Consider the following 26,018-nt stretch of genomic DNA (forward strand, 5'->3'; position numbering starts at 1 on the left):
TGTGCCGACGGGGCCGGCAGAAGCTCAGGACAGACGGTCCGATGCGGACTGCGCCAGTGCGGTCAAAGCGCTCGAGGCGTGCGCTGGTACATCCAGTTCGTGGAGAGCGCCGAGTGCCTCCCGGACGCGTGCGCCGATCATGTCCTCGATGCGATCGGGCGCCTTCAGCCGGCGCATCACCTCGCGCACCGTGCCCAGGGCATCCGCGTCCGGGCGACGCCGGCCCAGCAGGCCACGCAGCTGTTCGCGGTCTTCGTGGTCGGCAAGACGCCAGGTTTCTGCCAGCAGGGCCGTGGGCCGGTGGCCGCGCACGTCGTCGGTGTCGGCCTTGCCGGTGCGTTCCGGATCTCCGAACAAGCCGAGCAGGTCGTCCCGCAGCTGGAATGCCTCGCCCAACGGCAGTCCGTACGCGGAATAGCCCTCGCGCAGCCGCGTGCCCGCCCCGGCCAGAGCGCCGCCGATCAACAGGGGCTGCTCGACGGTGTACTTGGCGGTCTTGTAGCGGATCACCTTCAGTGACGCGGTGGTGTCCGGACCGGCTCCGGTGCGCAGGATCTCCAGGCACTCTCCCGCGATCAGTTCCCGGGCCATCACCGACCACAAGGGCCGGGCCTGGGCGAGGTAGGCGGCGGGCAGACCGCTGGTGGCGAACAACTGCCCCGCCAGCGCCATGAGCAGGTCGCCGACCAGCATCGCCAGCGACCTGGCGGCGGCCTCGGCGCGCGGACGCCGCCGCACGGCACCGCGCAGGGCGATGTGCGCGGTGGGGCGACCGTGCCGCAGCGGGCTGTCGTCGATCAGATCGTCGTGCACGACCGCGGCGGCGTGCACCAGCTCCATGGAGGCCGCGGCCCGCACCAGTGCGTCGCTGTCCGGCTGTCCCACCGCGCGCCAGCCCCAGTAGCAGAACGCCGCTCGCAGCCGTTTGCCGTCCGCGACGGTTGTCTCCAGCTGCTCGGCCACCGGGCCCAGGAGCGGATCGATCGCGGCGAACTGGTCGGCCTCCTGCGCGACGAACCGATGCAGCACCTCGTCGACGCGGGTCTTGAACGCGGCCGGCTCCCACCGGTCAGACGCCATCGGCGGCCTTCCGTGCCTGGGCGTGCCGGGCGAGGATCTCCAGGTGGGCCGGGGGTGCGGCCGCGTACCGGTCCAGCGCCAGGCGCCCACGCGCCATCAGCTCGGTCTCGGCCTGCGTCGCCAACGCCGCGGTGTCCGAGCGGCGCAGCAACCCCCGCAGCGTCCCCACGGCCGAACTCAGCGTACTCACCGTCAGATCGGCCAGCCCGGCCACCAACAGCACCGCCTGCTCGTCCAAGCCGTCGCGCCGTCCCGCTTCTCGCGTCATGCTCTTCCCCCCACCCACACAACATCCGGGCGGCGCCGGTCACGCGCCGTTCTTCCGAGCATTGGCCAGACCGGGCCCGAGAGCTCAAGAACTCACGATCGAGTGATCACATCGCTCGACTGTGCGAATTCGCGGCTGCGGTAGCGCGCACTGGGACAGAACAGCCGCTCCGAGCCCAAGTCGCCACGCCGTGCTACGCCTCGGTGGGCGCGGCGAACGCGACCGTGCGCCACACCCAGCCGCTTCACCGGCGGAGCCGGGGGGCGAGCACCGTGCGCACGACCTTGGCCACCTTGCTTGCGGCGGATCCGTCCTCGTCTTCGGGTTCCGGTTCCAGCATCTGCTGGATCCGCAGCAGCAGTTGGTTGGTCGACCGCCAGAGCGGGACGAACATGCCGGCGACCGGACCGACGCCCTGGATCGGGCCGTCGGACAGTTCGGTGACCTTCTTGGCGAGCGTGACCGTTGCCGGATCCCGCAGGATCACGTGCACCTCATCGTCGACCAGCCTGATTTCCATTCTGCGCGCGGCGGCCTCCTCCGGGTTCGCGTCCGTGGTCGTCTCCGGATCCAGTTCGTCGATCTTGGCGGCGACCACGTCCGGGTCGACCCCGAGTTCGCGCAGCACCTTGGCCGCCATGCTGTTCTCCGCCCGCAGCATCGCCTCCAGCAGGTGATGGCTGCCCACCGGTGCGCCACCGGCCAGCGCGCTGGCGGCGGACACGGTGTCCTCGGTGGCAGGTGTGCCGGCCGGCCAGGGGCCGGCCGTGACGTCGTGTGATCCGTCCAACGAGGCCAGCACCGCGGCACGGATCTTGCTGATCGGATTGATCCGCTCGGCAAGGACCTTCGCGCCGACGCCCGCACCTTCCCTGACCAGGGCGAGCAGGATGTGTTCTGTACCGATGTAGTTGTGGTGCAGCTGCTGCGCCTCGCGCAGGGCCAGTTCCAGCGTCTTCTTCGCGCGCGGCGCGAACGGGATGTGGCCGGTCAGCTCCTCCGTGCCGGGCTTGACCACCGCGGAGACATCGGCCTGCGCCGTGTCCTTGTCGTACCCGAGCTCGTGCAGAACTTTGGCCGCCGTGCTGTCCGGCACGTCGAGCAGTCCCAACAGGAGGTGCTCCGTGCCGATGTGATGGTGCTTGAGCAGCCTCGCCTGCTCCTGGGCCGTGACGACCACCCGGCGGGCTTTCACTGTGAACCTTTCAAATGTCATGGTTCCATGGTCCCAACCCTGTCAATACACTGTTACTGACAGGGTGACCGTGCCGAAGGGAGGGTCTGATGGAGAAACCGTCGGACTGGGAGGACCGGCTCGCGCGCTGGCAGAATGAGCTGGAGTTGTTCGAGCAGCTGGACGAGACACCCTGGGTCACGCTGGCCAAGGCGGAAGCCGAGACGGGGGTTTCCCGCTCGGCCCTGCGGTCCTGGTACCGCAACGGCGAGATCGAGTCCCGGCTGGTGGACGGCCCGAACGGGCCACAGCGCCTGGTCCAGCTGGACGCGGTGATCGAGCGCGCCGCCGCGTCACCACGCATTCAGCGCAGGGCGGAACGCGAAGTCAGCCTGGAAGCACAGGTCACACTGCTACGGCACCGGGTTGACCAGCTCGAGCTGCGACTGGCCGCGCTGGAGCGGAAGTGACCGGCGCGAGCGGCCCGGTGCCCTCGGGCCCGGAACGGTCGGCAGGCGCCACCGTGGCCCGGCCGGGGGAAGGGCGTACCGGGCCACGGGAGTCTGGATCAGTAGCCGTAGATCATCTTGTAGGCGACCTCGGGGAGGAACTGCCCGGCCGAGGAGCCGCCTCCGACGCCGCAGTTGCCGTCGGACTCGCCCGGAACCTTGATCCACAAGAGCATCTCGGCGCCTCCGCCCAGCTGGGTGGGGGTGCCGATGCGGCGGCCTGAGGGGTTGCACCACTGGCCGTTGGAGCCGTTGCCATTGCGGCTGGTGTCCACGACGAACGGCTTGGTGTAGCCGTAGCGGGAGCTCAGTTCACGGTTGACGGCGTTGCCGTAGGCGGTGTTCTCGGCGGTGGTGATGTAGTTGGAGATGTTGAGCGAGAAGCCGTGGGCCTGTCGGAGGCCGGCTTCGTGGAGGCGCCGGGCCATGGTCGCCGCGTCGGCCCAGCGCGGATTGCCGGCGTCCATGTAGACCCAGGTGTTGGGGGCCTGCCGGCTGAACCGGGCGAGGGCGCCGGTGAGCATGGCCTCGCGTTCGTCGATCTGCGCCTGCGTCATGCAGCCGTAGTCCCCGAGGGAGTCCGGTTCGAGGATGACGACGGCAGGGCGGTTGGCGATCCCGCCGGCGAACTGGTCGATCCAGTCGGCGTAGGCGGACGGCGACGCGGCTCCGCCCGCGGAGTGCCCGCCGCAGTAGTCGCGGTTGTAGATGTTGTAGGCGACGAGGAGGGGGAGCTTGTCGACGCGGTCCGCCGCTCCCACGTACCCGCCCGTGGCGGTGCCGATGCTGCCGCTCCAGGAGCCGAACCAGCGGGCCATCGGGGTGTTGGCGATGTTCGCGTTGATGGCGGCGGCTCGGCCGTCGCCCGGATTGGCGGCGGCCCACCTCTTCGCGCTGGAGTCGGGGTCCACATAGAACCCACTGGTCATGGTGGTGGGGTCGGCCGCGTGGGCGGACGGTGCGACAGCGAACGCCAGCGGCAGAGCGAGGAGCGCTGTGGCCAAGGCGCGGAGTCTGCGGCGCATGACTGAACCTCGATTCCTGGCAGGGGTGCGTCGCACGCTCTGGTCCCGAGCGTGCGACCTAGCAAGAGCGGTGTTGCGACCTGATCTTGGGAGCGCTCCCACTGGAAGCGATCCCAACAGCACGGGAAAATCGTTGCGGTGTGCTCGGTATGGTGTTGCGGGGTAGTTGAGGTGTCAAGAGCCGACGCACACCGCGATTTCGTATGGCGAGAACAAGCCCCAATGGGCAACAACTGGAAGCGGTCCCAGACTTGCAGGGTGGCAGGGCTATGGTCCGGGGTGAGACGCTTCCCGTCCGGTCGTGAGGGAGGGGCTCGTGGTTCATGAATTTGCGCCGCGTCGGCAGCCGACGCTCGACGAGGTGGCCGAACATGCCGGTGTCTCCCGTTCCGTGGCCTCCCGTGCCCTCAACAACGCTCCGCATGTCAGCCGAGCCAAACGGGAGGCAGTTGAACGGGCTGTCCGGCAACTCGGTTATGTGCCCAATCCGACCGCCCGTGCTCTGGCCACCCGTCAGACGGGAGCGGCTGCACTGGTCGTCTCGGGAGAGGATCCGTCGATCTTCGCGGATCCGTTCTACGCCCAGGTGATCGTAGGGGCGTCGACCGCTTTGGAAGAGGCCGATCTGCACCTGATGCTGTGTCTGGCCGCTTCCGACCGGGGCCGCAAGCGGGTTGAGGAACTCTTCCGGTCCAAAGGTGCCGACGGCGTCATGCTGATGGCGCTGCGCGAGGACGATCCGCTGGCCGGTATGGCCGAGGAGGCGGAGATGCCTGTCGTGTTCGGAGGGCGCCCCGTCGGTTCGGCTCCCCGGTGGTACGTGGACGTCGACAATGTCGGGGGAGCGCGCGAGGCGACCGAGTACCTGGTTTCGCGCGGCCGGACTCGCGTGGCTGCGATCTGCGGCCGTCTGGACACCGAGGCCGGGCGCGCCCGGTACCGTGGCTACCGCGACGCCTTGCTGGCGGCCGGCCTCGATCCCTTGCCGCCGCAGGAGGGGGACTTCACCGAGCCCAGCGGAGCCGCCGCCATGGTTGCCCTGCTGGCGCACCACCCCGACGTGGACGGGGTGTTCGCTGCCAACGACAACATGGCGGCGGGGGCGTTGCGCACGTTGCGTGCGGCCGGCCGGGCGGTCCCCGCCGACATCGCCGTGGTGGGCTTCGACGACCTGACCGTCGCCCAGGTCGCCGATCCGCCCCTCACCACCGTCCATCAGCCCATAACGGCTCTCGGGCGGGAGATGGCGCGCATGCTCGTCACGGTCATCAACGGACACGACCCCACCCCTTTGATCCTGCCCACACGCCTGGTCATCCGCTCAAGCGCCTGACGGGCGTCAGCGGGGCGGGGAGGCGTTGCCCCAGTTGGCCCCCCCCGTGGACGAGATCTTGGCGATCAGTCCGGATTTCGCGCCCCGTACGCTCGTCCGTCAAGAGGCCCACGAAGACGGAGAGAGCGCATGGCGACGGACAGGGACACACGAGGGCTCGCGGCAGGGACCGGCCGAGTGGCCCGGCCGGCCGAGACCGCTCCTCCTGGACGCCGTACGGGCCCGATGCACTGGTTTCTGTTCAACAGCGCGTGCGTAGCGGCCTCGGTGGCCCTGATGTGGTTCGCGCCGGTGGCGCCCCTGCCGGCCTTCCTGCGCGGCCCGGCCTTCGTCACCTCCGCGCTGGTGATACCCCTGGCACTCGTCCTGGTGCCCGGCGTCTTGCTCCGCCACGTGACGCACAAGAAGGCGCCGAAACTGGCCATCGGGGCGCTCACCGTTGCGCTCCCTGCAGCGATCGTGCTGGCGATCATCACCCGAGAGGCAGGCGACGAACGAGGGCTGGAGAAGCGGGGGCGGTGGACCGAGGCCGTCGTAGTCGACGTCGACAACGGCAAGACCGACGAGTGCACGCTCCGCACCCGCGACGGCCGGGAGATCTCACCTGCGATGACGGACGGCTGCGACCCGGAAAGGGTTGAGCCAGGCGACAAGCTTCGTGTGCTGTACGACCCCAAGGGCGCAGCTGGTCCGTTGGAGGACGAGGACACGGCAGTGGACCTGGACCCCGGCGGGTACAAGGGGATGATCGGCGGCCTGGCAGCGCTGATCGTCGTGACAGGCACGTGGGGCTGCATAGGGGTGAGCCGGGGGGAGAAATAGACCCAAGGACCTGTCTGGCAAACGATCTCGGAGGGGTTCGTGAAGCCACAGAAGACCACTCCTTCGCAGCACGCTACTTCCTCGCACCACGGAAGACCCGTCGGCTGCTGAAGTCGAGTACCCATGTGGGTAAGTACGCGTACTCAAGCGGCATGTGCGGTGGTGACCGGAGACTCTGCACATGACACACATCCGTGCCTCCATCAGCGCATTCGCCCATCACCGGCGCGGCCTCGCGGTTGCCGCTCTCGCCTCTTTGGCACTCACCGGCTGCGGCAGCGAGCTGAGGGGCAGTGGCCCACAGAGGGAGCCGGCCGGCAGCGTCGCCTCCAAGGCGAGACCCACACAGCCGTCCCCCGAGCAGAAGGCGTTCGCGGCGATGCTGGATAAGTACGCGCAGGCATGTCCCCCGTCCGACGGGATCCCGCCGACACCGCCGGGAAAGTCGACCAGTCCGGAGCCGGTGATGAGTCTCGCCCCTGGGGAAACGCCCCCGACCGACCCGATCGAGCCCGGCCCTCCCACCGGGCCTGCGGCAGAGTTGGACCGGCACGATTGGTGCACGAGCGTCCACCACGAACAGCGCATCGTCGAGGCGCTGCAAAGGGTCGCGGAGCCCACCCCCGCCAAGGTCCGGAAAACCCTGAACAGCCTCGGCTACATCGACGAACGCATTCACGGCCTCAAGCAGGTCGGCAAGACCACGCGCTTCTACCTCGACCTCCGCGAGAATGGCGGCCAGCTGTGCGAGGCGGGTCTGGCGTCGGGCGAGACAACGGAAGTCACCGCGTGCGTAGCCCTCGCCACCGGACCGTTCACCGTCAAGACAGAAGAGCAACCATAACGGTGGTCCATTCCTGGGGGGACAACGTTGCAGTGTGGCCACGCCCGCCACCACGCCAGGTGCCGCTCGCAGGAGTGCTTGACCGGCGCAACGGCACGGCCGGCCTCGTCTCCGTCGGAGCCCTCGCGCTCGCCAACCCGGACCTGCCGGACCTGGTCGAGCGGCTACGCTCTGACGCGCCGCTGAACACCCCCGACCCGGCGACCTTCTACGGCGGGGGAGTGGCCCGCTACACGGACTACCCCACCCACACCGTCTGAGGAACCGAACCATGCCCGCCCCCACACCCCGCATCCCCACCACGGCCAGCGAGGGGCCGATGAGCTACGCGATCTTCCAGCTCGCCCGTGCTCACCGTGCCCGCGCCGCCGCCATGCTCCGCGAGATGGACCTGCATCCCGGCCAGGAACTGCTGCTGATGCAACTCCTGGACCGGGACGGCCAGACCCAGTCCGAACTGCTCGACAGCGTCGGCCTGGACCACTCCACCGTCTCCAAGTCCCTGCGCCGCATGCAGGACGCCGGCCTGCTCGTCCGCGAGCCGGCCGCACACGACCGGCGGGTCATGGTCGTCCACCTCACCGACAAGGGCCGTGCCATGCGCGAGCCCCTGGCAGCCATGTGGCGGGCCCTGGAGGAGACCTCCGCACGGAACCTCTCGGCGCAGCAGGCAGAGTCCTTCGTCCGCACCGCCTACGCCATCGCCGACGCGATCAACAGCCGTGCTCTTCCGCAGGAAGAATCCAAGTAACTCTCGCCGTTTGCACCCCGGTTCGGCACGGGGGTGCACATCGGTCCCGGCGTTCTTGCGCGTCGCCCGGAGGCGTTGGAGGATCTGTATGACGCCGTGGTCTCTGTCGATGACGATCCCGAGCAGCGCCTCCGCGCGGTGAGCCATGCATGTATGTCCCGGCAGTCACGCGGGAGCCGACCGGAATCGTCCAGTGGTACTCAACGGAGAACTCGTGGCGTCCGGCGACGTCGAACCCGGCACGGGACAGTACTTGATGGTCAGGGTCCTGCTGCCGTTCTCGGTCCCAACCGGGCGGGACGCGACCGGACGCGCCGAGGGTGTTCTGCCACGAGCGCAGCAGCCTGTCGAGCGCCTGCTGCCAGTCCCAGGGCCCGGCCCAGGGCGAGGTTGACCAGCACAACGCGAGGCAGCCGCCGGGCTTGAGCCAGGTGTAGGCGCGCTGGGCCACCTGCAAGCGGTTCAGCCGGTGAAATGCATTGCCGATGACGATCAGCTCGAAGCTGCCCGGCTCGGCATCCAGGTCTTCGGTGCGGGCGGTGACCGCCCGGACGTGGGCTGCGCCGACGGCGTCTGCCTTGGCGCGGACCACCTCGGTCATGCCAGGTTCGGCGTCTACGGCCCAAACGTCCGTGAACCAATCGCGCAGGGGGAAGGCGAGTTGGCCGGTGCCACAGGCCAGATCCAGCAGGCGTCCGCGCCCTGAGGGGGCGGCTCGGCGTGCGAGGTCGCCGATCATCGCGTCGGGGCAGGGGAGCCGAAACTGCTTCGGGGCCCCATCGCGGCCCGGTCGACCTCCGCGAACGCCCGCCGGGCGGGAAACGGCCCGGGCCGGCGAGTCAATGCCGTCACTTTCCGGTAGCACTCGGACAACAACACGCCCAACGACACCGCCCAGCCGGTCGAGGCGGCTGGCGGGGATGAACGTGGCGGGCGCGGTGCGTCGCAGCGTGAGCGGCCCCGGTCACTGCGAGGTGGATGCGGGCTATAGTCGCGGGGTCGCGAAAAACGATGTCCCGCGGGTCCACCCGCCGGGCATCGCTCGTACATCGATGCAGATGGTTCTGATCGGTGAGCGTCTCCTTGCCGGGACCGGACATTCCGTCCGCTCCCGGCGCTGACCGTCGCCGACGCGTGTCGGCGCTACAGAGGAGCGCAGCATGCAGAAGACCATCGCCATCGTCGGAGCGGGACTGGGCGGGCTGACGCTCGCCCGGGTACTTCAGGCTCACGGCGTCGCCGCGACGATCTACGAGGGTGAGGCTTCGGCGACGACCCGCACGCAGGGCGGCCTGCTTGACATCCACGAAGAGACCGGACAGGTCGCGCTTCGCGCAGCTGGTCTGTACGACGAGTTCCTCACTCTGGTCCGACCGGGCGAGGACGCCAAGCGCGTGGTCGACCGCCACGGCACGATCCTTTTCGACATGCCTGCGGACCCCGGTTCGGCCCGTCCAGAGGTGGATCGTGGCGAACTCAGGCGCCTGCTCATCGACTCGCTCGCGCCCGGGACGATCAGGTGGGGTCACAAGCTCGCCTCGATCCGGCACCGTCCGGAGGGCGGCTATGTCCTCACCTTCGCGGAAGGTTCCGCCACGCGCGCCGACATCGTCATCGGCGCGGACGGTGCCTGGTCGAAGGTGCGTCCGCTGCTCACCCCCGCCGAGCCCCTCTACAGCGGAACCTGCTTCCTCGAGACCGCCCTCACCTCGGGCGGCCGGAACCATCCGGCGAGCGTGGCCGCGATCGGCAGCGGCACGTTGATGGCGGTCGCGCCGGGCAAAGGCATTATCGCCCATCGCTACGCCGAGGGGCACGTGCGCGGATACGTGGCGCTGAACAAGCCCGAGACGTGGATGAGGTCGATCGACTTCGGCGACCCGTCCGCCGGCCTCCGTCAAGTCGCCGACGAGTTCGACGGCTGGTCGCCGCTGCTCACCGCCTTCGTGACAGAGAGCGACGCGGAACCGTGGCTCCAACCCATCTACGCCCTTCCTGTCGGGCTTGAATGGGACAGGGTGCCCGGCGTCACGCTCGTCGGCGACGCCGCGCACCTGATGTCGCCCTTTGCCGGCGAAGGCGCAAACCTCGCCATGTACGACGGCGCCGACCTGGCGAGCGAGCTGGTTGAGCAACTCGACATCGAGGCCGCGCTCACCGCCTACGAAGAGCGGCTGTTCCTGCGTAGTGGCGACGCCGCCGACCGCTCGGCGCGGAATCTGGAGGTCTTCTTCGGCCGGGAGGCACCGCAAAGCGTAGTCACGCTGTTCGATCGCTCCTAAGTGCCTGTTCCTGAACCGGGCGGATGGAAAGCCTGGGGAGGTGGTGGCTGCCGGAGCAGCAGGAATGGTGCGGCTCCCGCAGCTCACGATGACGCTTAGACGGTGTCCTATGTGGTGAGGCGGATCAGTCGCTTGTAGCAGCACAGGGTGGCGGCGAGGCCGAGAAAGGCCAGGTAGTTGCGGGAGTGGCGTTCGTGGCGGGGGCTGAGTCGGCGGTAGCCGGACAGCCAGGAGATGGTCCGTTCGCTGGACTCGATGCCGGGCGATGCGCACTCCGATGTGCTTGCCTCGTAACCATTTCCGCAGGTGGGGAATGTCGTAGGCCTTGTCGGCGTGCAGGCGTTGGGGCTTGAAATAGCGGCCGCGGTGGGGGTCGGGTCTCGTTTGATGACCCTCGACCATGGGCTTCAGCGCTTCGCTGTCGTGGGTGTTGGCGGCCGAGACGCCGACGAGAAGGGGCAGTCCGTTCGCGTCCGACAGGACGTGCATCTTGGAACCCGGCTTACCCGGTCCACGGGGCTCGGACCTGTGAGTTCGCCCCCTTCTCCGCCCGCACGTGAGCGGAGTCGAGGACCACGCGCGAGACATCGATGAGGCCGGCGTCATCGAGTCGGTGCTGCACCGCCTCATGCAGACGGCCCAACACCCCGGCCCGCGACCAGATCAGGAACCGGCGGTGCGCGGTCGACTTCGATATCCCGAAACACGGCGGCAGAGCCCGCCAGGCACAACCGCTGACCAGCACATAGATGATCGCCGCGAACAGCGTCTCATCAGGCGTGTCCTGCGTTCCGCCGCCCTGTGGCCGCACCTTCGACGGTGGGATCAGCGGCTCGGCGATCTCCCACAGCTCGTCCGGAACAATCCAACTCCACGTACCCCGCCCCATACAGGGCCCAACCCGTGATCAGCACATAGGACACCGTCTTATCAGGTGTTACGTGGGCCACCTCGGCATGCGGGACGGCGGTGGTGTCGACGGGGCAGCAGGCACGGTAGTGTCTGGGAAGCGTCGCGTGCCGGTGGCAGACCGTGTCAGGCATGGAGGCGCCGAATCGAAGGAGGCCGACGATGCACGCGTCGCACCCTTCGCTCTCGCGTGACTGAGCGCGAGACGACCAGGCTCGTCGCTTGGAGCCAAGAACTCCGTCGGGTGCACCACCGACTACGGGAAGCGCTGTCAGTGACCCGCGCCTCCCTCGCAGGCGGCACCCCCGGTCAGGCGGCCACCCGTGAACTTCTGCTGTATTGCCATGGCTTCTGCACGGCTCTCGACGGCCACCACCAAGGCGAAGACCGCACCCTGTTTCCGGCCATCGCAGCTGCGCATCCGGAGCTGCGCCCGGTGCTGCGCTCGCTCGAGCAGGATCACTCGATGATTGCCCACCTGATCGGCAGCCTCCGCGCCGCGGTCGACCGGGCCGCGCCGCCTGAGGAGCTAGACCAACACCTCGAAGGCATCGCCGCGATAATGGAGAACCACTTCCGATACGAGGAGCGGCAACTGCTCACTGTGCTTGAAACCCTTGAGCTGGCAGCCGTACCCCGAGAGGTGCTGGGCCCGATATGACTCCAGATCGGATAGGTGGTAGCGGTGGTGACCGCCGGCTTCGGAATGATCAGTTTGAGCGCGGTCACGCTGCGGCGTCCTGCGGATACCAGCGGAGTTCCACGGTGTTGCCGTCCGGGTCCTGGACGTAGACCGACGTGGCGGTGCCCCGTGCGCCGAAGCGGTCGACGGGACCTTCGAGGACGGTGAAGGCTCCCGAAGTGATGAACTCCTCCCAGTCCAGCGGTTCCACGGTGAGACAGATGTGGTCGACGTTGCGCTCTCCCCGAGGGCGACTGACCAGGTCGATGATGGTCTCCGGGGTAATTCGCACCGATGGGAACGGGATCTCGCCAACTCGCCACTCGGCAACGCGTACCGGTTCCAGGCCGAGGAGCCCGGCGTAGAAGTCCAGGGACCGCTCGACATCCTCGACGTTGAGGACCAGATGGTCGAATGCCTTCACGCGCAGCGAGGGCAACCCGGGTTGGTCGCCGAGGCTTTGTGCGGGGTGGCCGTGCTCCCGCAGGGGCTCGTCGGTCCGGGCCGGGCAGGTGGTGATGTCCGAGACGTTCATGAGTGCTTCCTTCGATGGTGGAGTCCAGGTGGGCGCCGTCAACGATCCGCTGGAGGGAGTCCGCCATCAAGGCAGGATCAGAAGACGATCGTAGAGCCTGATTCAACGAATGGGGGGATCGTGCTGGAACGGGTGGAGATCGAGACTTTCCTGACGCTTGCCGAGCAGCTGCACTTCGGCCGTACCGCCGAGCGCCTGCGCGTCACGACTGGGCGGGTCAGTCAGGTGATCAAGAAACTTGAACGGCGGATCGGCGGCATGCTGTTCGAGCGGACCAGCAGAACGGTTCGACTCACGCCGATCGGGCGGCAGTTGGCCGATGACCTGGTCCCCTTGGTCACCGGGATGGAGGAGGCGCTCCGAAGGGCCACCAATGCCAGTCGCGGTGTCACGGGAGAACTGCGGGTCGCCTTCCTCGGCGAGTGGACGGCACCTGCACTCCTGAAGGTGGTGAGTCTGTTCAGCGAGCGCCACCCCGATTGCAAGGTCGATGTACGGGAGGTTCAGCTGTCCAACTCCCGTGCGAGCCTGCTTGACGGCTCGATAGACGTCCTCATTGCTTCGTACCCGTTCGACGGAATGGCCTGTGGGCCAGTACTGCTGACGGAGAAACGAGTGCTCGCCGCTGCGGCCGGGCATCCGCTCGCCGGCGAGGAGTCGGTGTCGCTCGAAGTGCTCGCGGAACACCCCGTGGTGCAGTACCCGGAGGTGACCTCAGCGGGGTTCAAGCGGGATCGCACGCCGGACTACACCCCGTCGGGCAGGCCAGTTCTGAAGGGGCCGACGGGAGGATCGTTCTCCGAGATGCTCACGCTGGTAGCGATGGGGAGGGGCGTCCTGCCGGTCGGAGAACATTCCCGGCGTTACTACCCTCGACCGGACGTGGCCTATGTGCCTCTGCACGACGCACAGCCGATCGAGCGGGGACCGGTCCGGCTGGAAGGGAACACCTCAGAGCGCGTCCGCGAGTTCGTACGGGCTGCGGCGGATATTGCCAAGAAGTCGCCGATTGCATGAGCGTGCTGGCGGAAGTCTCAGCTTCGCGTCCTCGCCCCGGACGACGTCCTGGGCCTGATCGTGCGCGCGACGGCCGACCGGCACGACGCCCCCGGCGGGACCCGGCAGGCCGTCTGATGTGATCACCCACTGCTGCGAGCTTTCGGCCTCAGCCGTTCACCGCAGCCCCCGCACACCCTCTCTCCGGCTTGCCCGGCACCCTCAGACACCCCGCAAGGGTAGGGCCCGAGTTCTACTCAGAAAGCCGGTTCAGAAACAGGCACTAAGCAGGGCGCAGTTTTCGGAGAGGGCTGCTTGTGTGTGCCCCTTGGCATGCGGGACACAGTCGTGGCGACCGCCGCGCGTGACGATGGTGCCCGACCCCAGGCAGCGATCACAGTCGCGGGCCTGGACAGATCCGGGTGAGGGGGTGCTCTTCGAACGCCGGCTCGGCGAGAGACTGGAGGACCTCGTGCCCGGCATCCGCTCGGAGACTGAACACCGGGCCCCTGGTGGGAGTTTCAGAGCCGGTCGACCCAGGTGATGACGACCTGAAGTACAGGCTGGGCCAGTACGTCGATCACTCCTGTGGCGATGCCCGACAGGATCGCTTCAAGCACGTAGCGCTCCTTCTTCGGCCTGGTGGGGGAGGAGGGCTGTTCGGGCATGTCGTGCGAGGTTGTGTTCGTCATGGCGATGAGATTGCGGATCGGCTGAGCATGCTGCGCCATCGCATATCGAGATATAGGGCAAAGCTGCAGGCGAGGGCCGATATGGTCGGATATCCGGAGCGGATCCGGACCGGAGAAGACCGGAGGTGGGGGTTGTCGCGGAACCAGGAACTGACATCGGCCCGGGCGCAGTTCGCCAAACGGGTCCAGGACCTGATCACGGCATCAGGCTTGACGCGTGAGGAGTTCGCGAATCGCGCCACACAAGTTGAGCGGACACTGCCCCACCCGCCGAGAAGGGCGCCGGTCTTCAACGAGAAGAGGCTTGGGGAATGGTGCGCCGGCAAGCACGTACCCAAGCAGCGGGTGGTGGACACACTCGTTCACACGGCCGAGAGGGCGCGCAGGGAGCAGGGGCTTTCTCCACTGCAGGTCGGGCCGCACGTCCTGTCGATCGACCGGTGCCGCGAGTTGCGCCAGAAGGCCGAGGAGGAAAGGGCCACGGTGGCCTCGGCTCCGTCCCTGACACCAGAGGTGGTGCCCGCCAGGTTGGGATTGCCACTCGACCAGCTCGACCCGGTTCAGCATCTGCAAGTGCACCAGGCCATTGAGGTTGATCGCCGTACGCCGTCCACCGATGGGCCTGAGCAGCTGCCGCGGTACGTACGACGGGCTCATGACGGCCGGCTTCAATACGAAGTGGCTCAGGCGGTGGCCGGCCAGAGCCGTCTGGTGGTGTTGGTGGGCGACTCATCGACCGGCAAGTCCCGCGCCTTGTGGGAAGCCGTCACTCGATTGCCGGCGGGGTGGCTGGTCTGGCGGCCGAGTGACCGTGCCGACCTCCTGCAGGGGCTACGGAGTCAGCATCAGCTGTCCCACACCGTGCTCTGGCTCAATGAACTCGAGCGCTACCTTCTCCCCCACGGCCAACCGGACCCCGGCGGACGGGCAGCCAGTGCCTTGATGTCGTTGATGCACGAGGCCGACCGGGGACCCGTACTGGTCCTGGGCACGCTGTGGCACAGGCACCACACCACTCTCGCTCAGCGTCCCAGCGACTCCCAGCAGCACGACCCCCACCAGCAAGCACGCACGTTGCTCGACGGTTCCACCCTCACCGTGGCTGAATGCTTCACCCCCGAGGACTTGAGCACGCTGCAGGGCCTCGCCGCGGACGATCCTCGACTGGCCGAGGCCTTGGCCAACGGCGGCAGCAGGATTACGCAATACCTCGCCGGAGCCCGCGAGCTGGTAGACCGGTACGAACAGGCATCACCGGAGGTCCGCGCTGTACTTGACGCCGCAGCCGACGCCCGCCGCCTGGGACACGGCGAGTTGCTTCCGGAAGTCTTTCTCCGCGCGGCAGCCAGCTCGTACCTCCATCTCGACTACTGGCGGACCCAGACCTCGCAGTGGCGGCAGACGTGGTTCGAACGCGCCGTGCACGTCACCGATCAGGCATGCCGGGGAATCCCGGGCCCTCTCACACAGGAAGTGGCTCCCCCCGGTCAGCCGAACTGCGTCGAGCCTCTGTACCGGCTGGCTGACTACCTGCAGGCTCACACCGCGCACACGAGGCGCGGTGATTGCCCGCCGACCGGCTTCTGGGGAGCCGCGGCTGAGCACCTTACGGAGCCGGCTGTTCTCATGTCGCTTGCCCGTGCCGCCCATCAACGTCAGCGACTGCAGATCGCAGACCGCCTCTATCAAGCGGCGGTGCAGTACTACGGGCACAACGATGCGCTGTACGACTTGGCTCTGTTGCGGGAGGAGGTTGGCGACCAGGACTGTGCGGATGGTTATGCTCTGCGAACTGTTCGTCATGGCAGTGGACGAGCCGTGTCCGAAGTGGCTGAGATGCGGGAGGACACTGATGACTGGAGAGGGGCCGAGCGGCTCTACGTGAAGGCCGCTCAGGTCGGTGACACGTGGGCTCTGTGCCGTCTGGCCCAGTTGCGACGGGAAGCAGGAGACTGGGCCGAGGCTGAGCACTATGCCCAGCAGGCCGCCGCGCTGGGCGACACCCGCGCATTACGCGAACTCGTCACGCTGACCGATGACCTGGGCAGCGCTGAACGCTTCGCGTTGATGGCCGCCGACCAGGGGGACACACTCGCCCTGAGAACGCTCGCCCGACAGCACGAGGCGACAGATCCGAAAGAGGCAGAGCGACTGTACCGGTCTGCTGGGGACCGCGCAGATGGCGAGGCTCTGCGCCGCCTTGCCACGATGCGTCAGCAGAGCGGGGACGGAAGCGGTGCCCAGAGGCTGTATCACGAAGCTGCCGATCTCGGCGATACCGAGGCCATGCAAAAGCTCGCACTGAGGTACAACGAGGCCGGTGACGTGCAGGCCGCGGATCGAATGTACCGCCGGGCAGCCGAGCACGGGGACATGCTGGCTCTGGGGATTCTGGCCTTGAGGCGGGAGAGGGCCGGGGACCGGGAAGGCGCCGAACGGTGCGCCCGGGAAGCCGCCAGCCAGGGGGCCAAGGATGCTGTGTGGCTCTTCGTGCAGGAGCGGGCGATGGGCGGCGATCCCCGCGGTGCCGAGGACTATGCCGAACGTTGCGCGCGCGAGGGCGATGCCACGGTTCTGTGGTACCTCATCCAACGACGTGAGTGGATGGGGGACCGGGACGGCGCCGAACGTTTGTACCGCTGGCTCGTCAAACGGGGAGAGCCCAGCGGAGTGCTGGGCCTGCTGCGACTGCGTGAATGGGACGGGGATCGCGAGGGTGCCGAGACCTACGCCCACCAAGCCGCCCGCCAAGGTCACCCCGAGGCCTTGCGACTTCTCTTCGAGCTGCGACAAGCGGCGGGTGCCGAGAAGGATGCAGAGCGGCTGGCGCACGAGGCAGCCGATCGAGGCGACACGGCTCCCTTGCTGAGCACAGCGAGTCAGCGTGAAAAGAGCGGGGATGGAAAAGGCGCTGAGCGGCTCTACCGGATAGCTGCGGATCGAGGCGACGCCAAGGCTCTCCTGGCCTTGGGCCGACTGCGTGAGGCGGTCGGGGACCAGGATGCAGCCGACGAACTGTACTGCCAGGCGGCGGAAGATGGCTGCCGGTGGGACGTACATCTCCTTGCTCTGGGCCGTGAGGGTGACGGGGACCGGGAAGGCGCTCTGCGTCTGTACCGTAGGCTCCTCGACGATGGAGACCCCTGGCCTCTGGGGTGCCTGGCGCGGATTCAGGAGGCAGACGGAGACAGTGAGGGAGCCGAGCGTCTTTATCGCCGAGCGGCTGACTACGGGATTGTGCCGTACGAAACAGCGCGACAGCGCTGGCCGTTCGGACTGGATGCGAGCGGCAAACCTGTTCAGCGATGGTGGTGAAGTCTGCCCTCAGGGCGCCACCTGTCGCGCAACGCCGTAGACCCCACCAGGGCTGCCAACTGGGCGCCGTCCTGCGCCGGAGCCCAGGCAAGCCGGTTCCATGCCCGGGCAAGGCCTGTTTGGTAAGCGTGGTCATGCGTTTCCATCAGTCCTCCCCCCTCATGCATGACGACTGCGCCCGTCGCCGCGCGTCACGTCACGCGAGTGCCCTCGCGGTCTTCGAGAGCGCTGATGGCGGTGGCGGTGAGGCTGTGGGTGATGTGGCCTCGCATCAGCTGGGCGGCTTCGGCGGCGCGGCCGTCCACGATGAGGGAGACAAGTTGGTGGTGTTCCTCCAGGTCCCGGGTGCGGGGTTCGTCACCGGGCGGGAGTTCGAGTCCGAGGCGCCGGTAGCGGTCGGACTTGTCCCACAGGTCGTCCAGGAGACGGATGAGGACGTCGTTGTGCGAGGCCCGGTACACCGCCTGGTGGAAGGCGCGGTGGGCCGTGAGTGCCTCTTCCCCCCATTGGCGGGTGACGGGGAGGAGCTCGTCGACGGCGGCCCGCATCGTGGCGATGTCGTCGTCGGTCCGTCGCTGGGCGGCGAGTTCGGCGGCGGTCGGGTCCAGGGACAGGCGGACTTCGAAAAGCTGGCGGGCCTCGTTCGAGTTCATGACGGAGACCCGGACGTCGCGGTGGGTGTCGACGGTGACGAGTCCCTCGCTGCTGAGGCGGCGGATGGCCTCGCGCAGGGGCGTGATGCTCATGTTGAGGGACTCGGCGAGCTCGTACTGGGCGAGCCGTGACCCGGCAGGAAGAGTGCCGAAGAGGATCCGATCGCGGAGTTCCGCGTAGGCGAGGTCGCTCTTGCTGAAGAACAGGTTCTGCCCTGCCATGGCCCCCTGACCGTTCCCTTCCGGAGGTTCCCCACCCCTTGACACCCTGCATCGGACCGGCCCAGTCTAACAGCCGTCGCATCTTATAAGATATGAGAAAGGCTCCCGCCGTGAAGATCACCAACGTCTACGAGGGCGTCGTTCCGATCAGCTCCTCGATCCGTAACGCCTGGATCGACTTCAGCTCCATGGACTGTTCGATCGTGGCGATCGAGAGCGACGTCATCCGGGACGGCAAGCCCGTGGTGGGCTACGGCTTCAACTCCAACGGCCGCTACAGCGCCGGGGAGATCCTGCGCCGCCGGGTGCTGCCCCGCCTCCTCGATGCCGAGCCCGGCAGCCTGCTCGACGAGCAGGGCGGCCTGGACCACGCCAAGGCGTGGGACGTGATGATGACCAACGAGAAGCCCGGCGGGCACGGCGAGCGCTCGGTGGCGGTCGGTGTGGTGGACATGGCCCTGTTCGACCTGGCCTCCAAGATCGAGGGCAAGCCGCTGTACCGGTACCTGTCCGAGCGCTACGGCGACGGGCAGCCCGACGACTCCGTCTTCGTCTACGCCGCCGGCGGCTACTACGCCCCCGGCCAGACCCTCACCGACCTTCAGGACGAGATGCGCGGCTTCCTCGACCTGGGCTACGACGTCGTCAAGATGAAGATCGGCGGCGCCGACCTGGCGGAGGACCTGCGCCGTATCGAGGCCGTCATCGACGTCCTGGACGGCGACGGCTCCCGGCTGGCCGTCGACGTCAACGGCCGCTTCGACCTCAACACGGCCCTGGAGTACGGGCGGGCCATCGAGCCCTACGGGCTGTTCTGGTACGAGGAGGTCGGCGACCCGCTCGACTACCACCTCAACGCCACCGTCGCCGAGCACTACACCGGCTCCATCGCCACCGGCGAGAATCTCTTCTCGCTCCAGGACGCCCGCAACCTGATCCGCTACGGCGGCCTGCGCCCCGACCGCGACACCATCCAGGTCGACCCCGCGCTCTCCTACGGTCTGGTGGAGTACCTGCGCATCCAGGACATGCTCCGTCAGCACGGCTGGTCATCGAGGCGCTGCATCCCGCACGGCGGGCACCAGTTCTCCCTGCACATCGCGGCCGCCCTCAAACTCGGCGGCAACGAGTCCTACCCGGGCGAGTTCCAGCCCACCGGCGGCTTCGCCGACGACGCCGTCGTCGAGAAGAGCCGCGTCGGCCTGACCGACACCCCCGGCATCGGCTTCGAGAGCAAGGCCGCCTTCTACAAGGTGCTGCGCGCCCTGCACAGCTGACCGCCACCCCACCGCGGACGCGCCCGCCATCGGGCGGGCGCCGTCGGTCGGCACCGCCGGACACGGCGCCACACACGAGACAGGCGCCACACACGAGATCGGGGCGCGCGAGCCGCGTCGCGTCCCCCCTCCGCACCCCCCCACAGGACAGGGCTACACACGATCGTCGTGCAAGGGAGCACCAACGATGACAAGCACCACCACCGGCCGCCCTCAGCGGTCACGGCTGAGCCGTCTCCTACGTGAGCTGTGGCTCCAGGTCGTAGCGGCCGCCGTCCTCGGCATCGCCGTCGGCATCCTCGCGCCCGGCCTGGGTGAGGACCTGAAGCCGCTCAACGACTGGTTCATCGCGCTGGTCAAGATGATCGTGATCCCGGTCGTCTTCTGCGTGGTCACCACCGGCATCGCCTCCATGGACAACCTGCGCAAGGCGGGCCGGATCGGTGTGAAGGCGATCGGCTACTTCCTGGTGCTGTCCCTGGCGTCCATGCTGATCGGACTGGTCGTCGCCAACATCTTCCAGCCCGGCTCCGGCCTGCACGTCGACCCCTCGTCACTGAACGCCGACGACGTGCCCGAGACCGCCACCGAGCACGCCACCTTCACCGGCTTCGTCTCCTCCCTCATCCCCGCCTCCCTGCTGGGCGCGATCACCGGGGATGCGATCCTGGCCGCGCTGATGGTCTCGATCGTCTTCGGTGTGGCCCTGAACATGGCCGGCGAGGAAGGGGCACCGCTGACCCGCGGCATCAAGGCGCTGTCGGACGTCGTTTTCCGCATCGTGGGCTGGGTGATGCGGCTCGCGCCCCTGGGCACCTTCGGAGCCCTGGCCACCGTGGTCGCCACCTACGGCGCCGAGAGCCTCAAACAACTCGGCTATCTCATCATCCTGTTCACCGGGACGTGCATCGTCTACGTCCTGGTAGTCCTCGGCGCCATCATGCGGGCCTGCCGCCTGAGCCTGTTCGGCCTCATCCGCTTCCTCAAAGCCGAACTGCTCGTGCCCTCAGCACCTGTTCCAGCGAGGCCGTCCTGCCCCAGCTGGTACGCAAACTGGAGATCCTGGGCATCGGCCGGCCCGTGGTCGGCATCGTCATCCCCTCCGGGTTCTCGTTCAACCTGGACGGCTCCGCGGTCTACCTCACGACGGCCTCCCTCTTCCTGGCCCAGGCCATGGGCATCGACCTGTCCTGGCAGCAGCAGTTGGTCATGGTCGGCGTCATGATGCTCACCAGCAAGGGCACCGCCGGGATAGCGGGCGGCGCGTTCATCGTCCTCGCCAGCACCGTCACCGCGGTCGGCCACATCCCGCTCGCCGCCCTCTCCCTGATCGTCGGCATCGACCGCATCCTCAACGAGGGCCGCGTCTTCATCAACGTACTCGGCAACGCCGTCGCCACCATCGTGATCGGCAAGTGGGAGAACGACTTCGACACCGAACAGGCCCGCAAGGTCCTGCACTCCCGCACCACACCGCCGCAGGCCGGGTCGGACACCACCAAGGTCGGTGCCGACAAGTAGCCGTCCCCGCCGAGTTCCGTCACCCCTCAACGGCTCATACCTCACCCATCGGCGTCATGCTGCGGTAATTGACAGGGTACGAACGTACCTCTTAACGTACCCGCAATCCTGACAACGCCGCCGCGGCTCGACGAGGAGCACCGATGCAGCACCTTTACGACATAGATGTCCAGGTTCCGATGCGTGACGGCGTGGCCCTCGCCGCCAACGTGTGGCATCCGGCCGACGGGGAGGCCCCGACGCTGCTCGTGCGCCTGCCGTACGGCAAGGACGTGATGGGCTTCGGCCAATCGGCCATCCCCGACCTCCTGGCTCTGGTGGAGGCGGGCTACGCGGTGGTGGTGCAGGACTGCCGGGGCACCCACCGCTCGGAGGGCGAGTTCGTTCCCCATATGGCCGACCGGGCCGACGGCGAGGACACCGTCGCCTGGATCGCCGAGCAGCCGTGGTCGGACGGCACGGTGGGCATGTACGGGCCGTCCTACCTGGGCATGGTCCAGTGGGAGACCGCCGTAACCGGCGCCCCCGCCCTCAAGGCGATCGCGCCGGCCTTCACCTCGATCGACAACTACGAGGCGCCCTGGTACTCCCCGGGCGGTGCGCTTTCACTGAGCCTGGTCACGATGTGGAACGCCATGATGTACGCGGCCGACGCGCAGCGGTCCCTGGCGGCCGGCAGCGACAGCCTGGCCCAGCTGCAGCAGCTCGGCCAGGCGGCGCTGTTTCCCGAGCCGCTCAACGATGTGCTGCCGACGGCCGAGGTTCCGGTCCTGGCGGCGTACGGGAAGTGGTGGGACGACTGGATGGCCCACCCCTCCCACGACGGGTACTGGGACGCCATGGAGCTCACGCCCGAGCTCAAGAACGTCACCGTCCCGGCGCTCAACATCGGCGGCTGGTACGACCTCTACATCGGCCAGACCGTCCGCACCTACACCACCGCCCGCCGGCAGGCGGGCAGTGCGCAGGCGCGCGAGGGCCAACGGCTGATCATCGGCCCGTGGGATCACCTGTCCGCGAGTGGTGTCTATCCCGACCGATCCTTCGGCCCGCTGGCCAGTGCCCAGATGATGGGCCTGACCGGCCTGCATGTGAAGTTCTTCGACCGCTGGCTCCGCGGCGACACGACCGCTCTGGACGACGTGGCGCCCGTGAAGATCTTCGTCATGGGCATCGACCAGTGGCGCGACGAGCAGGAGTGGCCGCTGCCCGACACGAGGTGGACCGACTTCGACCTCACCAGCGCCGGCCACGCCAACACGGCGGACGGCGACGGCGTGTTGACGACTGAGCCGCCGGCCGGCGCCGGGCACGACACCTACCTCTACGACCCGCGCCGCCCGGTTCCCACGGCCGGCGGGGCGTCCATGCCGGTGACACCGGGATTCTGCGGCCCGGTCGACCAGCGCACCGTAGCCGGCCGCGAGGACGTCCTGTGTTTCACGGGCCCTGTGCTGGAGGAGCCAGTCGAGGTCACCGGTCCCGTCAGCCTCACGTTGTTCGTCTCCTCTTCGGCGGTGGACACCGACTTCACCGCCAAGCTCGTCGACGTCTTCCCCGATGGCAAGGCGATCAACCTGTGCGACGGGATCCTGCGCGCCCGCTACCGCAAGGGCCTCGCCACGGAAGAGCTGATGGAGCCCGGCACGGTCTGCGAGATCACCATCGACATGACGGCCACCTCCAATGTGTTCCTTCCCGGTCACCGCATCCGCGTGGACGTCTCCAGCAGCAACTTCCCGCGCTACGACCGCAACACGAACACCGGCGGCGTCATCGCCCGCGAGAGCGAGGAGCAGATGATCCCCGCGGTCAACCACATCCATCACGGCCCGGACCATCCCAGCCGTCTGGTGCTGCCGGTCATCGACCGCAAGGACCAGTCGTGAGCGCCGCCAACCGGGTCGCCGAACTGACCGCGACCTTCACGGCTCCTTCCCTGAACGTGGCCCACCTGCTGTGCGACCGGCACCCCGCCGACCGCGTCGCATTCACCATCGTCGATGGCGACGGGAAGGCTTCCGCGCTCTCATACGGCGAGCTCGCCGCGGACTCGCACCGGTACGCCCGGGCGCTGCAGCGGCTTGGCGTCGGTCCGGGTGACAGGGTGGCGACCCTGATGGGCAAGAGCACCGACCTGGTCACCGTCATCCTCGCGATCTGGCGGCTCGGCGCGGTGTACGTCCCGCTGTTCACCGCGTTCGCGCCCCAGGCCATCGCCCTTCGTCTGGAGGGCGCCGGTGCGCACGTCGTGGTCGTCGACCCGGACCAGCGCCACAAACTCGACCCGGGCCCCGACATGCCGGACGACCCTCAGCGCCGCGTCGTCGTCACCGGAACCTCCGCCTCACGCAGTGACGCGTCGCTCGCCGACCTCGTCGCGGCCGCGTCACCGGAGCCGGTTCCCGCCATCACCACCAGCGGGGACGGACCCCTGGTCCACATGTTCACCTCCGGCACCACCGGCAAGCCCAAGGGCGTCATCCACCCCGTCTCCTACATCGCCGGATGGCAGGTCTACCTGGAGTACGGCCTTGGCGTCACCCAGGACAGCCGTTACTGGTGCGCCGCCGACCCCGGCTGGGCCTACGGGCTCTACGCCGCCATCGTCGCTCCGATGGCCGTCGGCATCCCCAGCCTGCTGCTGTCCGGCGGGTTCTCCGCCGAGACGACCTGGCGCACCCTCGTCGACCACCAGGTCACGGACTTCACCGCCGCCCCGACCGTGTACCGGGGACTGCGCTCCTCATCGGTACCGGTGCCACAGGGCCTGCGCCTGCAACGGGCCTCCAGCGCGGGGGAGCCCCTGACCCCCGAGGTCAACGAGTGGGCCCGTTCGGCGCTCGGCCTCGCGGTACACGACCACTTCGGCCAGACCGAGGTCGGGATGCCGTTGGCCAACCACCACCACCCCGAACTCGAACGTCCCCTCAAGGCCGGGTCGATGGGCCGGCCGGTGCCCGGCTGGAGCCTGACCGTCCTGGCCGACGAGAAGGACGAGCCCGCCGAACCGGGCGTGCTCGGCCGGGTCGCGATCGATGTCGCAGGGAGCCCGCTGATGACCTTCCGCGGCTACCAGATCCGAGGGCAGAGCGACGCCAAGTTCACCGCCGACGGCCGCTGGTACCTCACGGGCGACGCCGGGCGCGTCGACGCCGACGGCGACTTCTTCTTCTCCTCCCGCGACGACGACGTCATCATCATGGCCGGTTACCGGATCGGGCCGTTCGAGATCGAGAGCGTGCTCGCCCAGCATCCCGCGGTCGCCGAGTGCAGTGTCATCGGCGCACCCGACGACGTCCGCGGCGAAGTCATCGAGGCGTACGTCGTCCTGCGCGACGGCGGCGACGGCTCGCCGGAACTGGCCACCGAACTGCAGCAGTTGGTCAAGACCCGCTACGCCGCCCACGCCTACCCGCGCACGATCCACTTCATCGACGCCCTGCCCAAAACGCCCAGCGGCAAGACCCAGCGCTACCTGCTGCGCAACCGCCGACGCGCCGAACTCGCCACCCCGGAGCCACGTTGACCGAGACGACCGAACCTCTGCTCGTCGAGCAACGCGGCACCGTCCGATGGCTGCTGCTCAACCGCCCCGAGCGGCGCAACGCCCTCGACATCACCCTCATCGAAGCCCTGGACAAGCAGATCACCAGCGCCGAGGCCGACCCCGGCACAGCGGTCATCGCCGTGGCAGGCAGAGGGCCGAGCTTCTGTGCGGGCGGGGACTTCCACCAGTTCCTGGAGCTGCACGAGCGGGGCGACAACCCGGTCGACTTCCTGGCCGACGTGTCGGCCTGCTTCAGCCGCATCGCGGCCAGCCCGAAACCCTGGGTCGCCGTGCTGCACGGTCACGCCGTCGCCGGGGGCCTCGAACTCGCGCTGGCCTGCGACGTAGTCGTCGCCGCCGACACCACGCTCATCGGCGACGGCCACCTGCAGAGGCGCCTGGTACCGGCCGGCGGGTCAAGCGTCCGGCTTCCCGGCGCGGTCGGACGCGGATTGTCGCGCTGGCTCCTGCTCACCGGCGAACTGCTGCCCGCGACCGCCTTCGCGAACACCGGCTGGATCCAGGCGATCGTGCCCGAGGCCGACCTCGACGCCACTGCCACCCGCATCTGCCACCAGTTGGCCGACCGCCACAGCCCCGCTCAGCAACGCCTCAAGACGCTGCTGCACCGGATCGACGGCATGGCCTCCGAACAGGCACTTCGCGAGGAACTGGCCGTCTTCGCCGACAACTGGTCGGCGAGCTCGGTGGCCGACGCCCTGCGGACCTTCCTCACTCCCCCCACCACGAAAGCGGACAACAAGTGAATCGCTACCAGGGACGGGTCGTCGCCATCACCGGGGCCGCACAAGGTCTCGGCCTCGCCATGGCGACACGGTTCGCCGCCGAGGGCGCCACGGTCGCGCTGGCCGACGTCAACGAACAAGCCCTCACCGACGCCGCCGGAACCCTCACCGACGCCCACGACGCGAAACTCCGCACCGACGTGGTGGACGTGACCGACTCCGCCCAGGTCAACGCCTGGATCACCGGCGTCACCGCCGATGTCGGCCGCCTCGACGTGCTGGTCAACAACGCCGGCATCATCCGCGACAACCGCGTCGAGGACATCACCGACGACGACTGGCACGCGGTCATCGACGTCAGCCTCACCGGCGGCTTCCACTGCGCCCGGGCCGCCTTCGGCCCCATGAAGCGCCAGGGCTACGGACGCATCGTCAGCTTCTCCTCCATGTCCTGGCGCGGGAACTTCGGCCAGACCAACTACGTGGCCGCCAAGGCCGGCATCGTCGGCATGACCCGCACCCTCGCCCTCGAGGGCGCCCGCCACGGCATCACCGCCAACGCCATCGCGCCCGGCCTCATCGACACACCCATGCTCGCCTCCATGAACGGCCCCGCACGAGACAAACTCACCAACAAGATCCCCATGCGCCACACCGGCCGACCCGAGGACATCGCCGAAGCCGCAGCCTTCCTCGCCAGCGAAGCCGCCGGCTACATCACCGGCATCGTCCTCGATGTGGACGGCGGCATCTCCATCGGATCCTCCATCCGGTAACGCCGCTTCGACGGTCACCCGGCGGACGAGCAAGTGATCAGCCACCCCAGCCTGCT

Annotated in this window: 23 protein-coding genes and 5 pseudogenes; 17 read left to right on the forward strand and 11 right to left on the reverse strand. The window is 68.3% G+C overall.

Going from position 1 to position 26,018, the window contains the following annotated elements; all coding sequences use genetic code 11:
- Positions 1-24 precede the first annotated feature (24 nt).
- From ACH4G3_RS40625 to ACH4G3_RS40645, 5 genes and pseudogenes are all read right to left on the reverse strand, one after another.
- Complete coding sequence (locus ACH4G3_RS40625) at positions 25-1,080, reverse strand: polyprenyl synthetase family protein (RefSeq protein ID WP_397629184.1); 1,056 nt, start codon at positions 1,078-1,080, stop codon at positions 25-27.
- Positions 1,070-1,348 carry a polyprenyl synthetase gene (locus ACH4G3_RS40630; RefSeq protein ID WP_397629185.1) on the reverse strand — a complete coding sequence of 93 codons (279 nt, stop codon included), beginning with the start codon at positions 1,346-1,348 and terminating at the stop codon, positions 1,070-1,072. The genes ACH4G3_RS40625 and ACH4G3_RS40630 overlap by 11 nt, the downstream gene beginning before the upstream one ends.
- 244 nt (positions 1,349-1,592) lie before the next feature.
- A complete protein-coding gene (locus ACH4G3_RS40635; RefSeq protein WP_397629277.1) occupies positions 1,593-2,150 on the reverse strand; it encodes a Clp protease N-terminal domain-containing protein in 558 nt (185 codons plus the stop codon).
- A gap of 38 nt (positions 2,151-2,188) precedes the next feature.
- Positions 2,189-2,339: pseudogene (locus tag ACH4G3_RS40640) on the reverse strand (Clp protease N-terminal domain-containing protein); the annotation flags it as partial.
- A 62-nt stretch (positions 2,340-2,401) separates the two neighbouring features.
- Positions 2,402-2,564 (reverse strand): annotated as a pseudogene (locus tag ACH4G3_RS40645) (Clp protease N-terminal domain-containing protein); the annotation flags it as partial.
- A gap of 68 nt (positions 2,565-2,632) precedes the next feature.
- Between ACH4G3_RS40645 and ACH4G3_RS40650 the strand changes: the two are divergent.
- Entirely contained in the window at positions 2,633-2,992 is a 360-nt protein-coding gene (locus ACH4G3_RS40650) for an excisionase (RefSeq protein WP_354746902.1), read from the forward strand.
- Between the two features lie 98 nt (positions 2,993-3,090).
- On the opposite strand, the gene ACH4G3_RS40655 is transcribed toward ACH4G3_RS40650, so the two are convergent.
- On the reverse strand, positions 3,091-4,056 hold the full coding sequence (locus ACH4G3_RS40655) for a glycoside hydrolase family 6 protein (protein ID WP_397629186.1): 966 nt from the start codon (positions 4,054-4,056) through the stop codon (positions 3,091-3,093).
- A 361-nt stretch (positions 4,057-4,417) separates the two neighbouring features.
- On the opposite strand from ACH4G3_RS40655, the gene ACH4G3_RS40660 reads away from it, so the two are divergent.
- The 5 genes and pseudogenes from ACH4G3_RS40660 to ACH4G3_RS40680 all read left to right on the forward strand — a co-directional run bounded on the left by ACH4G3_RS40660 (position 4,418) and on the right by ACH4G3_RS40680 (position 7,806).
- On the forward strand, positions 4,418-5,389 hold the full coding sequence (locus ACH4G3_RS40660) for a LacI family DNA-binding transcriptional regulator (RefSeq protein ID WP_397629278.1): 972 nt from the start codon (positions 4,418-4,420) through the stop codon (positions 5,387-5,389).
- A 129-nt stretch (positions 5,390-5,518) separates the two neighbouring features.
- Positions 5,519-6,211, forward strand: a complete 693-nt coding sequence (locus ACH4G3_RS40665) for a hypothetical protein (RefSeq protein ID WP_397629187.1) — start codon at positions 5,519-5,521, stop codon at positions 6,209-6,211.
- Positions 6,212-6,392: 181 nt separating this feature from the next.
- A complete protein-coding gene (locus ACH4G3_RS40670; RefSeq protein ID WP_397629188.1) occupies positions 6,393-7,055 on the forward strand; it encodes a hypothetical protein in 663 nt (220 codons plus the stop codon).
- 80 nt (positions 7,056-7,135) lie between these two features.
- A pseudogene (locus ACH4G3_RS40675) lies at positions 7,136-7,315 on the forward strand (alkene reductase); the annotation flags it as partial.
- An 11-nt stretch (positions 7,316-7,326) separates the two neighbouring features.
- Positions 7,327-7,806: a MarR family winged helix-turn-helix transcriptional regulator gene (locus tag ACH4G3_RS40680; protein WP_397629189.1), complete on the forward strand. Its 480-nt coding sequence runs from the start codon at positions 7,327-7,329 to the stop codon at positions 7,804-7,806.
- On the opposite strand, the gene ACH4G3_RS40685 is transcribed toward ACH4G3_RS40680, so the two are convergent.
- Positions 7,769-8,545, reverse strand: a complete 777-nt coding sequence (locus tag ACH4G3_RS40685; RefSeq protein WP_397629190.1) for a class I SAM-dependent methyltransferase — start codon at positions 8,543-8,545, stop codon at positions 7,769-7,771. The two genes, ACH4G3_RS40680 and ACH4G3_RS40685, sit on opposite strands and share 38 nt — an antisense overlap.
- Before the next feature lie 421 nt (positions 8,546-8,966).
- On the opposite strand from ACH4G3_RS40685, the gene ACH4G3_RS40690 reads away from it, so the two are divergent.
- The gene (locus tag ACH4G3_RS40690; RefSeq protein ID WP_397629191.1) at positions 8,967-10,088 is read left to right on the forward strand and encodes an FAD-dependent oxidoreductase; all 1,122 of its coding nucleotides are present in this window, start codon (positions 8,967-8,969) and stop codon (positions 10,086-10,088) included.
- A 107-nt stretch (positions 10,089-10,195) separates the two neighbouring features.
- Here ACH4G3_RS40690 and ACH4G3_RS40695 read toward each other — a convergent pair.
- A pseudogene (locus ACH4G3_RS40695) lies at positions 10,196-10,977 on the reverse strand (IS5 family transposase).
- Positions 10,978-11,241: 264 nt separating this feature from the next.
- Here ACH4G3_RS40695 and ACH4G3_RS40700 point away from each other — a divergent pair.
- Positions 11,242-11,658 (forward strand): hemerythrin domain-containing protein, encoded by a 417-nt coding sequence (locus tag ACH4G3_RS40700; protein WP_397629279.1) that lies wholly within the window; start codon positions 11,242-11,244, stop codon positions 11,656-11,658.
- A 64-nt stretch (positions 11,659-11,722) separates the two neighbouring features.
- Here ACH4G3_RS40700 and ACH4G3_RS40705 read toward each other — a convergent pair whose 3' ends face one another.
- The gene (locus ACH4G3_RS40705; RefSeq protein WP_397629280.1) at positions 11,723-12,109 is read right to left on the reverse strand and encodes a VOC family protein; all 387 of its coding nucleotides are present in this window, start codon (positions 12,107-12,109) and stop codon (positions 11,723-11,725) included.
- Between the two features lie 225 nt (positions 12,110-12,334).
- On the opposite strand from ACH4G3_RS40705, the gene ACH4G3_RS40710 reads away from it, so the two are divergent.
- Positions 12,335-13,231 (forward strand): LysR family transcriptional regulator, encoded by an 897-nt coding sequence (locus ACH4G3_RS40710; protein ID WP_397629192.1) that lies wholly within the window; start codon positions 12,335-12,337, stop codon positions 13,229-13,231.
- Positions 13,232-13,731: 500 nt separating this feature from the next.
- Here the strand turns inward: ACH4G3_RS40710 and ACH4G3_RS40715 are convergent, their stop codons facing one another.
- A complete protein-coding gene (locus ACH4G3_RS40715; RefSeq protein ID WP_397629193.1) occupies positions 13,732-13,902 on the reverse strand; it encodes a hypothetical protein in 171 nt (56 codons plus the stop codon).
- A 132-nt stretch (positions 13,903-14,034) separates the two neighbouring features.
- On the opposite strand from ACH4G3_RS40715, the gene ACH4G3_RS40720 reads away from it, so the two are divergent.
- Complete coding sequence (locus ACH4G3_RS40720) at positions 14,035-17,217, forward strand: hypothetical protein (protein WP_397629194.1); 3,183 nt, start codon at positions 14,035-14,037, stop codon at positions 17,215-17,217.
- A 191-nt stretch (positions 17,218-17,408) separates the two neighbouring features.
- On the opposite strand, the gene ACH4G3_RS40725 is transcribed toward ACH4G3_RS40720, so the two are convergent.
- Positions 17,409-18,092: a GntR family transcriptional regulator gene (locus ACH4G3_RS40725; protein ID WP_397629195.1), complete on the reverse strand. Its 684-nt coding sequence runs from the start codon at positions 18,090-18,092 to the stop codon at positions 17,409-17,411.
- A 92-nt stretch (positions 18,093-18,184) separates the two neighbouring features.
- Between ACH4G3_RS40725 and ACH4G3_RS40730 the strand changes: the two genes are divergently transcribed.
- The 7 genes and pseudogenes from ACH4G3_RS40730 to ACH4G3_RS40760 all read left to right on the forward strand — a co-directional run bounded on the left by ACH4G3_RS40730 (position 18,185) and on the right by ACH4G3_RS40760 (position 25,962).
- Complete coding sequence (locus ACH4G3_RS40730; RefSeq protein WP_397629196.1) at positions 18,185-19,369, forward strand: mandelate racemase/muconate lactonizing enzyme family protein; 1,185 nt, start codon at positions 18,185-18,187, stop codon at positions 19,367-19,369.
- A 187-nt stretch (positions 19,370-19,556) separates the two neighbouring features.
- A pseudogene (locus ACH4G3_RS40735) lies at positions 19,557-20,357 on the forward strand (cation:dicarboxylate symporter family transporter); the annotation flags it as partial.
- Positions 20,273-20,890: a cation:dicarboxylate symporter family transporter gene (locus tag ACH4G3_RS40740; RefSeq protein WP_397629197.1), complete on the forward strand. Its 618-nt coding sequence runs from the start codon at positions 20,273-20,275 to the stop codon at positions 20,888-20,890. The pseudogene ACH4G3_RS40735 and the gene ACH4G3_RS40740, both read left to right, overlap by 85 nt.
- 143 nt (positions 20,891-21,033) lie before the next feature.
- Complete coding sequence (locus ACH4G3_RS40745; RefSeq protein WP_397629198.1) at positions 21,034-22,779, forward strand: CocE/NonD family hydrolase; 1,746 nt, start codon at positions 21,034-21,036, stop codon at positions 22,777-22,779.
- On the forward strand, positions 22,776-24,419 hold the full coding sequence (locus tag ACH4G3_RS40750) for an AMP-binding protein (RefSeq protein WP_397629199.1): 1,644 nt from the start codon (positions 22,776-22,778) through the stop codon (positions 24,417-24,419). Before ACH4G3_RS40745 ends, ACH4G3_RS40750 begins: the two co-directional genes overlap by 4 nt.
- Positions 24,416-25,207 (forward strand): enoyl-CoA hydratase/isomerase family protein, encoded by a 792-nt coding sequence (locus ACH4G3_RS40755; protein ID WP_397629200.1) that lies wholly within the window; start codon positions 24,416-24,418, stop codon positions 25,205-25,207. Before ACH4G3_RS40750 ends, ACH4G3_RS40755 begins: the two co-directional genes overlap by 4 nt.
- The gene (locus ACH4G3_RS40760) at positions 25,204-25,962 is read left to right on the forward strand and encodes an SDR family oxidoreductase (protein WP_397629201.1); all 759 of its coding nucleotides are present in this window, start codon (positions 25,204-25,206) and stop codon (positions 25,960-25,962) included. The genes ACH4G3_RS40755 and ACH4G3_RS40760 overlap by 4 nt, the downstream gene beginning before the upstream one ends.
- Positions 25,963-26,018 lie beyond the last annotated feature (56 nt).

Source organism: Streptomyces afghaniensis (assembly GCF_044327915.1).
Taxonomy (GTDB): Bacteria; Actinomycetota; Actinomycetes; order Streptomycetales; family Streptomycetaceae; genus Streptomyces; species Streptomyces afghaniensis.

Coding starts and splice junctions, on each gene's coding strand:
- ACH4G3_RS40625 (WP_397629184.1), bottom strand. CDS start 1,080: ATGGCGTCTGACCGGTGGGAGCCGGCCGCGTTCAAGACCCGCGTCGAC.
- ACH4G3_RS40630 (WP_397629185.1), bottom strand. CDS start 1,348: ATGACGCGAGAAGCGGGACGGCGCGACGGCTTGGACGAGCAGGCGGTG.
- ACH4G3_RS40650 (WP_354746902.1), top strand. CDS start 2,633: ATGGAGAAACCGTCGGACTGGGAGGACCGGCTCGCGCGCTGGCAGAAT.
- ACH4G3_RS40655 (WP_397629186.1), bottom strand. CDS start 4,056: ATGCGCCGCAGACTCCGCGCCTTGGCCACAGCGCTCCTCGCTCTGCCG.
- ACH4G3_RS40665 (WP_397629187.1), top strand. CDS start 5,519: ATGGCGACGGACAGGGACACACGAGGGCTCGCGGCAGGGACCGGCCGA.
- ACH4G3_RS40670 (WP_397629188.1), top strand. CDS start 6,393: ATGACACACATCCGTGCCTCCATCAGCGCATTCGCCCATCACCGGCGC.
- ACH4G3_RS40680 (WP_397629189.1), top strand. CDS start 7,327: ATGCCCGCCCCCACACCCCGCATCCCCACCACGGCCAGCGAGGGGCCG.
- ACH4G3_RS40685 (WP_397629190.1), bottom strand. CDS start 8,545: ATGATCGGCGACCTCGCACGCCGAGCCGCCCCCTCAGGGCGCGGACGC.
- ACH4G3_RS40690 (WP_397629191.1), top strand. CDS start 8,967: ATGCAGAAGACCATCGCCATCGTCGGAGCGGGACTGGGCGGGCTGACG.
- ACH4G3_RS40715 (WP_397629193.1), bottom strand. CDS start 13,902: ATGACGAACACAACCTCGCACGACATGCCCGAACAGCCCTCCTCCCCC.
- ACH4G3_RS40725 (WP_397629195.1), bottom strand. CDS start 18,092: ATGGCAGGGCAGAACCTGTTCTTCAGCAAGAGCGACCTCGCCTACGCG.
- ACH4G3_RS40730 (WP_397629196.1), top strand. CDS start 18,185: ATGAGAAAGGCTCCCGCCGTGAAGATCACCAACGTCTACGAGGGCGTC.
- ACH4G3_RS40745 (WP_397629198.1), top strand. CDS start 21,034: ATGCAGCACCTTTACGACATAGATGTCCAGGTTCCGATGCGTGACGGC.